The 947-nt window shown below is 74.0% G+C and carries 2 protein-coding genes; both read right to left on the reverse strand.

The window, feature by feature from the left end:
* Positions 1 to 463, reverse strand: a 463-nt coding sequence (locus H0488_RS23410) for an MFS transporter (protein ID WP_183101557.1), incomplete at its 3' end; no start/stop codon positions are given.
* A gap of 32 nt (positions 464 to 495) precedes the next feature.
* Positions 496 to 947, reverse strand: a 452-nt coding sequence (locus H0488_RS23415) for an IMP dehydrogenase (protein ID WP_183101558.1), incomplete at its 5' end; no start/stop codon positions are given.

Genomic DNA, 947 nt, shown 5'->3' on the forward strand with positions numbered 1-947 from the left:
GCCAGCCGCCGAGGAGCGGGCCGACCGCGGCGGCGACGCCACCGAGGCCGGACCAGGCGCCGACCGCGGCCGCGCGGTCGTCGGCGTGGAACGAGGCGGCGATGATCGCCAGGCTGCCGGGCGTCAGCAGCGCCCCGCCGATGCCCTGAAGCCCGCGGGCGGCGATCAGGGTGCCGATGTCCGGCGCGAGCCCGCAGAGCAGCGACGCGAGCGCGAACCACACCACCCCGATCAGGAAGATCCGGCGCCGGCCGAACCGGTCACCGAGCGAGCCGCCGAGCAGGATCAGCGCGGCCAGGGTGAGCGTGTAGGCGTTGATGGTCCACTGCAGCCCGCCGAAGCCGGCGTCGAGGTCGTCGCCGATCCGGCCGAGCGCGACGTTGACGACCGTCGCGTCGAGCATGGCCAGGCCGGAGCCCAGCACCGTGGTCAGCAGCACCCAGCGACCGCGGGCGCTGCCCATCCGCAGGGAGGCAGGTTCCGCGGCCGCGGTCGTCACCCGACGACGACCTCGATCCGCTGGAACTCCTTGAGCTCGGTGTAGCCGGTGGTCGCCATCGACCGCTTGAGCGCACCGACCAGGTTCATGGTGCCGTCGGCGACCCGGCTGGGACCGAAGAGGATCTCCTCGATCGTGCCGATCTGCTCGAACTGCACCCGCTGACCGCGCGGCAGGTCGTGGTGGTGCGCCTCCGCCCCCCAGTGGAAGCCGCGACCGGGGGCGTCGGTCGCGCGGGCGAACGGCGAACCGACCATGACCGCGTCGGCCCCGCACGCGATGGCCTTGGCGAGGTCGCCGGAGCGACCGATCGAGCCGTCGGCGATCACGTGGACGTAGCGGCCCCCGGACTCGTCGAGGTAGTCGCGACGGGCGGCGGCGACGTCGGCGACCGCCGAAGCCATGGGTACGGCGACGCCGAGCACGGAGCGGGTCGTGTGCGCAGCAC

This window comes from Nocardioides pelophilus (assembly GCF_014180685.1).
Classification (GTDB): domain Bacteria; phylum Actinomycetota; class Actinomycetes; order Propionibacteriales; family Nocardioidaceae; genus Nocardioides; species Nocardioides pelophilus.